The sequence below is a fragment of the Salmonella sp. SAL04157 genome (assembly GCF_046551635.1).
GTDB classification, from domain to species: domain Bacteria; phylum Pseudomonadota; class Gammaproteobacteria; order Enterobacterales; family Enterobacteriaceae; genus Salmonella; species Salmonella enterica.
Genome location: NZ_JBGDVS010000020.1, coordinates 23,400 through 31,939, shown reverse-complemented (window position 1 = coordinate 31,939; position 8,540 = coordinate 23,400). Strand labels below are relative to the sequence as shown.

General features: G+C 55.1%; 8 protein-coding genes. 3 read left to right on the top strand and 5 right to left on the bottom strand.

The window, feature by feature from the left end; translation table 11 throughout:
* Nucleotides 1–397 precede the first annotated feature (397 nt).
* Both purH and purD read left to right on the top strand, forming a co-directional pair.
* Complete coding sequence (gene purH / locus ACLJRE_RS23345; protein ID WP_001636443.1) at nt 398–1,987, top strand: bifunctional phosphoribosylaminoimidazolecarboxamide formyltransferase/IMP cyclohydrolase; 1,590 nt, start codon at nt 398–400, stop codon at nt 1,985–1,987.
* A 15-nt stretch (nt 1,988–2,002) separates the two neighbouring features.
* Entirely contained in the window at nt 2,003–3,292 is a 1,290-nt protein-coding gene (gene purD / locus ACLJRE_RS23340) for a phosphoribosylamine--glycine ligase (RefSeq protein ID WP_023212144.1), read from the top strand.
* On the opposite strand, the gene zraR is transcribed toward purD, so the two are convergent.
* Both zraR and zraS read right to left on the bottom strand, forming a co-directional pair.
* Nucleotides 3,289–4,614, bottom strand: a complete 1,326-nt coding sequence (gene zraR, locus ACLJRE_RS23335) for a sigma-54-dependent response regulator transcription factor ZraR (protein ID WP_023212143.1) — start codon at nt 4,612–4,614, stop codon at nt 3,289–3,291. The genes purD and zraR overlap by 4 nt on opposite strands.
* Nucleotides 4,615–4,619: 5 nt before the next feature.
* The gene (gene zraS, locus ACLJRE_RS23330) at nt 4,620–6,017 is read right to left on the bottom strand and encodes a two-component system sensor histidine kinase ZraS (RefSeq protein ID WP_001550243.1); all 1,398 of its coding nucleotides are present in this window, start codon (nt 6,015–6,017) and stop codon (nt 4,620–4,622) included.
* Between the two features lie 253 nt (nt 6,018–6,270).
* On the opposite strand from zraS, the gene zraP reads away from it, so the two are divergent.
* The gene (zraP, locus tag ACLJRE_RS23325) at nt 6,271–6,726 is read left to right on the top strand and encodes a zinc resistance sensor/chaperone ZraP (RefSeq protein WP_000828129.1); all 456 of its coding nucleotides are present in this window, start codon (nt 6,271–6,273) and stop codon (nt 6,724–6,726) included.
* 41 nt (nt 6,727–6,767) lie between these two features.
* Here zraP and ACLJRE_RS23320 read toward each other — a convergent pair whose 3' ends face one another.
* From ACLJRE_RS23320 to ACLJRE_RS23310, 3 genes are all read right to left on the bottom strand, one after another.
* Nucleotides 6,768–7,460 (bottom strand): DUF1481 domain-containing protein, encoded by a 693-nt coding sequence (locus ACLJRE_RS23320; protein WP_001083932.1) that lies wholly within the window; start codon nt 7,458–7,460, stop codon nt 6,768–6,770.
* An 11-nt stretch (nt 7,461–7,471) separates the two neighbouring features.
* Entirely contained in the window at nt 7,472–7,744 is a 273-nt protein-coding gene (gene hupA, locus ACLJRE_RS23315) for a nucleoid-associated protein HU-alpha (protein ID WP_001044509.1), read from the bottom strand.
* 186 nt (nt 7,745–7,930) lie between these two features.
* Complete coding sequence (locus tag ACLJRE_RS23310; RefSeq protein WP_000940094.1) at nt 7,931–8,521, bottom strand: YjaG family protein; 591 nt, start codon at nt 8,519–8,521, stop codon at nt 7,931–7,933.
* Between the last annotated feature and the right edge of the window lie 19 nt (nt 8,522–8,540).

The following is an 8,540-nucleotide window of genomic DNA, read 5'->3' as shown; positions in this document are numbered from 1 at the left end:
TTTTCTCTTCAACCGACCGGCTGTTTGTGTGAAGTGATTCACATCCGCCGTGTCGATGGAGGCGCATTATAGGGAGTTCTCTGCTGACCGCAATAGAAAAATTGCAGAAAAATGACTGTTTGCTGCATTCCCCAGCAAACCCCCTGGTTATACCCATTTACGCACAGACTTATCCACAAAATGCGCGTTCATTTCCTGGATCTTCTCACTCTGCAAACGATCTTTCAGGGATAAAAGCGGGGCCAGAATTTAAAAAGAAAAATTCGCGAGCGTTGCGCAAACGTTTTCGTTACAATGTCGCCGCAAAATGAGAATGCCCCATAAGGGGCGTTAGCTGAGTTTTTTACGAAAAATTCAGCTAACGCTCTCTGTAATCGTCAAATCCAGGGGATTTACCATGCAACAACGTCGTCCAGTCCGCCGCGCTCTGCTCAGTGTTTCTGACAAGGCCGGTATCATCGAATTCGCCCAGGCTCTTTCCGCACGCGGTGTGGAACTGCTGTCTACGGGGGGCACCGCCCGCCTGTTAGCAGAAAAAGGCCTGCCGGTGACCGAAGTTTCCGATTACACCGGTTTCCCGGAAATGATGGATGGACGCGTAAAGACCCTGCATCCAAAAGTCCACGGCGGCATCCTCGGCCGTCGCGGCCAGGACGATGCCATTATGGAACAGCACCACATCGCCCCTATCGATATGGTTGTCGTTAACCTGTATCCGTTCGCCGAAACCGTTGCACGCGTTGGTTGCTCGCTGGAAGATGCAGTAGAGAACATCGATATCGGCGGCCCGACCATGGTGCGCTCCGCCGCGAAGAACCATAAAGACGTGGCCATCGTGGTGAAGAGCAGCGACTACGACGCCATTATTAAAGAGATGGACGCTAACGAAGGTTCTTTGACCCTCGACACCCGTTTCGATCTCGCGATTAAAGCCTTCGAACACACCGCCGCCTACGACAGCATGATCGCTAACTACTTCGGCAGCATGGTTCCGGCCTACCACGGTGAAAGCAAAGAAGCCGCCGGTCGCTTCCCGCGTACGCTGAACCTGAACTTCATTAAGAAGCAGGATATGCGCTACGGCGAGAACAGCCACCAGCAAGCTGCCTTCTATATAGAAGAGAATGTGAAAGAAGCGTCCGTTGCCACCGCACAACAGGTGCAGGGCAAAGCGCTCTCTTATAACAACATCGCTGATACCGACGCGGCGCTGGAGTGTGTGAAAGAGTTCAACGAGCCAGCCTGCGTAATCGTCAAGCACGCTAACCCGTGCGGCGTGGCGGTAAGTACCTCTATTCTCGACGCTTACGATCGCGCCTATAAAACCGACCCGACCTCCGCGTTCGGCGGCATTATCGCCTTTAACCGTGAGCTGGATGCGGAAACCGCACAGGCCATCATTTCTCGTCAGTTTGTCGAAGTGATCATCGCCCCATCCGCAAGCGAAGAAGCGCTGAAAATCACCGCTGCCAAGCAGAACGTGCGCGTGCTGACCTGCGGCCAGTGGGCACAGCGCGTTCCGGGCCTGGACTTTAAACGCGTTAACGGTGGCCTGCTGGTTCAGGACAGGGATCTGGGTATGGTGAGTGAAGCTGAACTGCGCGTGGTGTCCAAACGCCAGCCGACCGAGCAGGAGCTGCGTGACGCGCTGTTCTGCTGGAAGGTAGCCAAGTTCGTGAAATCCAACGCTATTGTGTATGCCAAAGAGAACATGACCATCGGTATAGGCGCAGGCCAGATGAGCCGCGTGTACTCCGCCAAAATCGCCGGGATTAAAGCCGCTGATGAAGGTCTGGAAGTGAAAGGCTCAGCCATGGCTTCCGACGCGTTCTTCCCGTTCCGCGATGGTATTGATGCCGCTGCCGCTGTCGGCGTGAGCTGCGTTATCCAGCCAGGCGGTTCTATCCGTGATGATGAAGTCATTGCCGCTGCCGATGAACACAGTATCGCGATGATCTTTACCGACATGCGCCATTTCCGCCATTAATCCACGGAGCAGACGATGAAAGTATTAGTGATTGGCAACGGCGGGCGTGAGCACGCGCTGGCGTGGAAAGCGGCGCAGTCGCCGCTGGTTGATACCGTTTTTGTCGCACCGGGCAACGCGGGCACCGCGCTGGAACCCGCGCTGCAAAACGTGGCTATCGGCGTCACCGATATTCCGGCGCTGCTGAGCTTTGCCCAGAACGAGAAGATTGATCTGACCATCGTCGGCCCGGAAGCGCCGCTGGTGATTGGCGTGGTCGATGCGTTCCGCGCCGCAGGTCTGAAGATCTTTGGCCCAACCGAAGGTGCCGCGCAACTGGAAGGCTCCAAAGCCTTCACCAAAGATTTCCTCGCTCGTCATCATATCCCGACGGCGGAGTATCAGAACTTTACCGAGGTTGAGCCTGCCCTGGCTTACCTGCGCGAGAAAGGCGCACCGATCGTCATCAAGGCCGATGGTCTGGCTGCGGGTAAAGGCGTTATCGTCGCGATGACGCTCGAAGAAGCCGAAGCCGCCGTTCATGACATGCTGGCAGGCAACGCCTTTGGCGACGCGGGCCACCGCATCGTGATTGAAGAGTTCCTCGACGGCGAAGAAGCGAGCTTTATCGTGATGGTCGACGGCGAGCACGTGCTGCCGATGGCCACCAGCCAGGACCACAAACGCGTCGGCAACGGCGATACCGGCCCGAACACCGGCGGTATGGGGGCCTACTCACCGGCGCCGGTGGTAACTGATGAAGTGCATCAGCGCACCATGGAACGCATCATTTGGCCAACCGTGAAAGGCATGGCCGCGGAAGGTAACACCTATACCGGCTTCCTGTATGCGGGTCTGATGATCGACAAGCAGGGCAACCCGAAAGTTATCGAGTTCAACTGCCGCTTCGGCGATCCGGAAACCCAGCCGATCATGCTGCGCATGAAGTCGGATCTGGTGGATCTTTGCCTCGCCGCCTGTGACGGCAAGCTGGATGAGAAAACTTCCGAGTGGGACGAGCGCGCTTCATTAGGCGTGGTGATCGCTGCGGGCGGTTATCCGGGCAGCTACAACACCGGCGACGAGATCCACGGTCTGCCGCTGGAAGAAGTGGCTGACGGTAAGGTTTTCCACGCGGGCACCAAACTCGCCGATGACGACCGCGTGTTGACCAGCGGCGGACGCGTCCTGTGCGCCACCGCGCTGGGTCACACCGTGGCTGAGGCGCAGAAACGCGCTTACGCCCTGATGACCGACATCCGCTGGGACGGCAGCTTCAGCCGTAACGACATCGGCTGGCGCGCCATCGAGCGTGAGCAAAACTAACGGCTGAGTTTAGCCAGCAGCGTTTTGCGCGTAATGCCCAATTGGCGGGCGGCTTCCGTTTTGTTGCCGCCCGTTTTTTCCAGCGCCGCCAGAATGATCTCTTTTTCCACATCGACCAACGGTTGGATCTCACCACTGTATTCCGTTTTTATCGGCGTCGCGGCAATAGCGAGAGGCAATTCGCGTTCAGAAATGTATTCTCCCGTTAGCAACACCACCGCCCGCTCGATAGCGTTTTCCAGCTCACGGATATTGCCCGGCCAGTCGTAGTGGATCAGCAGATCCATCGCCTGCGGCGTAAACTCCTTCACCGCTTTGCGGTTACGTTCGGCAAAACGCCGCAGAAAATGGTCTGCCAGTAGCGGAATATCTTCCCGACGCTGGCGCAAAGAAGGCATTTCAATCGCCACCACATTCAGGCGGTAATAGAGATCCTGGCGAAAGCGACCGGCACTCACCTCTTCCGCCAGATCGCGGTGGGTAGCGGCAATTAACCGAACATCCACAGATATCGTCTGGTTACTTCCCACGCGTTGCACTTCGCGCTCCTGAATCGCCCGCAGCAAACGTACCTGCATTAACGGCGAGATATCGCCGATTTCATCAAGAAACAATGTCCCGCCGTCAGCTTCGACAAAGCGTCCCTCCCGACGTTTATCCGCGCCGGTAAACGCGCCTTTTTCGTGTCCGAACAGCTCAGACTCCAGCAGCGATTCATTAAGCGCGGCGCAGTTGAGCGTGACCAGCGGTCTATCGCTCCTGGCGCTACAGGCGTGTAGCGCCCGCGCCACCAGCTCTTTACCCGTGCCGGAGTCTCCGTGAATCAATACCGTGGCGTCTGATGGTGCGACCATCGCGATTTCATTCAGTAAATGTTGCATCGCCGGACTGCTGCCAATCATGCCAAACTGCGCAGCCGACGCCGATGGCAATTCAGCGCCCGTTTCCCGCGTATGCGCCAACGCCTTTTCCAGCGTCTCCTGCAGACGGTCAAAATCCAGCGGTTTAATTAAATAGTCGAGCGCGCCGGCTTTCAACGCCTCTACCGCCGTTTCCACGCTGGAGAATGCCGTCATAATCAAAATCGGAATGGCGGGGTTGAGCGCTTTAATCTCCTTCAGCGTGGCGATACCGTCCATCTCCGCCATACGCACATCGCACAGTACCAGATCAAAGACTTTCTCACGCACCTGAGCCAACGCATCATGCCCACTGTAGGCCAGAGCGACGTTATAGCCCCAACCCCGAAGCAGAGCCTGTAAAATCGTGCAGTGGCTTACATCATCATCCACAACCAGAATATCGATTTTTCCGCGTATCACCCTTGTTAATCCTGTTGTCTCGCTATCACTGGCAACCAGATAGTAAAGACCGCGCCTTTACCCTCAATACTTTTCACCTTAATCGCGCCGCCATGCTGTTCGATGATATTTTGCACCACCGCCAGCCCCAGGCCTGTCCCGTCAGCTTTGGTCGTAAAATAAGGTGTAAAAATCGCCTCCAACTGATCCGGGGCGATCCCTTTCCCGCTATCGGTAACAGTGATGATAACGCGGTCGGTCCCACTGTCTTTTGCCTCTACGGTAATCGTTCCCTGGCGGCCAATCGCATGAATAGCGTTCAGGTACAAATTCAACAGCACCTGAGTCAGCCTGTCCGGGTCAGCCTGAATACGCTTAAGCGTCTCATTCGCCGTGAATCTCAACTGAATCTCTCTGCTTTGGGCATCCTGGCTGACCAGATTCAGGGAGTGAGTAATAATATCATTGAGGTTAACCGTCTGGAGCGTCAGATGCGCGGGCTTTACCAGTTCGAGCAATTCGCTTACCACCCGGTTCAAACGGTCGGCCTCTTTGGCCATCACCTGCGCCAGTTCATGCGACTCGCCGCCGGCTGGCGTGCGCTCGGCAAAGTATTTCGCCAGCCCTTTGATGGACGAGAGCGGGTTACGAATTTCGTGCGCGACGCCCGCCGCCAGATGCCCCATCGCCACCAGCTTTTCTTTACGCTTCATTGCATCAAGCAGTTCTCTGTGCGAGCGCTGATAACGCTGATGCCAAAAAAACGCCAGTAACGTTGCCAACAGCACCGCCGCTAACGCAGACAAAACAATCAGCGTATTACGCCACTCCCTTGCCTGTGTCGCGGCCAGCTCGCTGGCGTCAAAGGCAATAAAAATAGTTTGTTTCGCTGGTTCGTCATCATTGGCGCTACGCGCCATGCCGTGCCCCCTCATACCGTGACCTCTCATACCGAAAAGCGGCTGGAACTGACGGTAAATTTCCAGCGCAGGCACCGTCTCGCCGTTAGCAGCAACGTCGACACGCCGCCAACGCTCCTGCGGCCCGGGGTTTAGTTGATGCATTTCAGATGGGGAATAGAGCGATTTGCCCACCATGCCAGGGTTGCTATGAGTGATGATTACCCCCTGCGCATCCGTTACGGCGAACCACAACACGCCTGGCTGACCCGCCATCTCTTCCAGCAATGTCTGCTGCTGCGCGTGATGCATCCGCATTCCCATACCTACTCGCGTGCCGGACTCCAGAGCGCGAATGAGTACATTTCCCTTTTCCAGCAGCGTCTGCCTGGCGGCAGCGCTCTCACGGCCATAGTCGCGAATGACCATAATGGAAAATAGCCCCACCAGAATGAAGATCGCCGCAGGTAACAGCCGACTCAACCACGTTGCAGCGGCATCTTTATGTAATCGTATAAAACTCACAGGCTTCCCCGGCTCGTTTTTATTTTCCTTACTTAAGCAGAGATCATGCCATTCTGCGCTCCGCATAACCGCGCGTTGTCGCACACCCTTTCGGATACGGGTGGGTAAAAATGACTCGCCAGGCGGGTCATGCGAGTCATTTTTACTCGCTTTTTGCCGCCTGAAGCGGGTTAACTCGCTGCCCGACAAGGAATAGTTACCTGGCACGGAAGATGCAAGAGAGAGGATAAGATGAGCAACAGGAGAACGCAAAATGAAACGGAACAATAAATCAGCTATCGCGCTAATCGCCCTCTCTCTTTTGGCCCTGAGCTCCGGCGCCGCCTTCGCCGGACATCACTGGGGCAACAATGACGGTATGTGGCAACAGGGAGGTAGCCCGTTGACCACGGAACAGCAGGCGACGGCGCAGAAGATTTATGATGATTACTATACGCAGACCAGCGCGCTGCGCCAGCAACTGATATCCAAACGTTATGAATATAACGCGCTACTGACCGCCAGTTCGCCGGATACTGCGAAAATTAATGCGGTTGCCAAAGAGATGGAGTCATTAGGCCAGAAGTTAGATGAGCAACGCGTGAAACGGGATGTCGCGATGGCGCAGGCTGGCATACCACGCGGCGCAGGAATGGGCTATGGCGGTTGCGGCGGCTATGGCGGCGGTTATCATCGCGGCGGCGGTCATATGGGTATGGGAAACTGGTAAAGCATGTTTGCCGAATGGCGGCTTCGCCATTCGGTATTCCATCAAAAGGTTTTCGCTTGCGGCTGCCAGTGACAGAAATCTGAATTCGCCACCAGCAAAAGTTGCGATCCTTCCGGCGCCTCCAGCCATGCTACGCTCACCTCTACCGATGAGCGGTTCTGGCGGCGCTCAATGTGGCTTATTGCCCAGGAATCCAGATCCGGTTTCAGCGTTTCACCTTCACAGGTGGTTACCGTATGGTCGGCGTGCCAGCGTCCCTGGCGTAGTATGACCCGCCCCAGGCGCAAGGCGTCGCTGGTCTGACGGATTTGTTCGGCGCGATAGCGATACAAGGCAATCTGATCGTTGGAAAGCTGCTGCTTCTGCCCCCCAACTTCACGCTGCATAAAACTGAGTTCGCCATGAGCGTCGAAACGCGCGCGAATATGTTCTGGCGGTTTGCTGTAAATATTGAGTTCAATAAGCGAAAGCGTATCACCCTGCCAACGATATTCGCTGGTCGTCGTGCTGCCGCTATGCCACGGGCTAAAAACAGAAAGCAGATGGACTTCATCGTTCGTATCTTTACGCCAGATACGCACCGCGCCGTGATCGCCGGCAAAGCCGCTGGCAGTAAACGGAGGCGGTGAAGCGTTATGACTGCAGGCAGTCAGCAACAGCGCGCCAGAAAACAGAAACGCGCGACGCCAGACAGACAAAAGGGGCTGACGAGCCCCTTCGATAAAACTGTTCACAGCTACGCGTCTTACTTAACTGCGTCTTTCAGCGCTTTACCAGAAACAAACGCCGGTACGTTAGCGGCGGCGATTTTGATTTCTTTACCGGTCTGTGGGTTACGGCCAGTGCGCTCAGCACGGTGGTTCACTTTGAAGGTACCGAAACCAACCAGTTGTACAGCATCGCCTTCTTTCAGAGACTCAGTAATAGCAGCCAGAGTGGATTCCAGAGCAGCTTTAGCCTGGGTTTTGGACAGTTCTGCTTTGTCTGCAATTACATCAATCAGTTGAGTCTTGTTCATAAGTTATCCTTACAATGTGTTTATCGCTTGCTAAGCATCGAGTGCGACGGAAATGCCAGAAAAGCACTCTCCTGCATACACGCACCGATAGCCACTTTTTTTCGCCTCCCAAATGTAGACCAGACGGGGGGCATAAGGGAAGCCTTATGGCACGACAAATCAGACGTTAAATCACGTTTTCTGGTGTCATTGCTGAAAATTTATACCGATATTGCTCTCACCAGCCTCGCGCAGGTCTGCCCTGAGCCCTTTTATCAGTTCAATATCGCGTTCTTCGCAGTCGGCTAAAAGTCGGAATATTTCCCACTGAATATCCCATTCCTGTTCAACGGCAGGGTTCGTTTTGAGCTCCTCATCGGTCATTTCCCGACCAGCCTGAGTCATTTCCAACATCGCCACCGTAGTAATAGAAGTCTTACTAACCTCAATAGCGTGTTCCAGCGTTTCGCCGCTAAGACGAGAATGCATTAATTCGCTTAATGCGACACAGGCATCAATCGCCGGATAAACGCCGTACAGATCATAGTCGTCGGCTGCCGGAATTGCCTCTTCAAACTTCTCCAGTTGGCTATCGAAATTGACCTTTGCATCTTTCACCGTCAGGGTTTCCCAGATCAGATCCAGAATGCGACGGTAGATCTGTCCGTCGCCGAATCCCGTCTGCTTGCAAAACATGGCGTAGTTCGGGTACATGCGCTCGCACAAGCAGGCCATAAAGGTAACGTGCTGCCAGCTTTCCAGCCGCTCCAGACGCAAATGAATCGGGTTTTGTAACATGATGGAATCTCGAATCGGA

Bases quoted from the DNA above. Each gene is read 5' to 3' on its own strand.
- hupA (WP_001044509.1), bottom strand. From the start codon at position 7,744: ATGAACAAGACTCAACTGATTGATGTAATTGCAGACAAAGCAGAACTG.
- purH (WP_001636443.1), top strand. From the start codon at position 398: ATGCAACAACGTCGTCCAGTCCGCCGCGCTCTGCTCAGTGTTTCTGAC.
- purD (WP_023212144.1), top strand. From the start codon at position 2,003: ATGAAAGTATTAGTGATTGGCAACGGCGGGCGTGAGCACGCGCTGGCG.
- zraP (WP_000828129.1), top strand. From the start codon at position 6,271: ATGAAACGGAACAATAAATCAGCTATCGCGCTAATCGCCCTCTCTCTT.
- ACLJRE_RS23310 (WP_000940094.1), bottom strand. From the start codon at position 8,521: ATGTTACAAAACCCGATTCATTTGCGTCTGGAGCGGCTGGAAAGCTGG.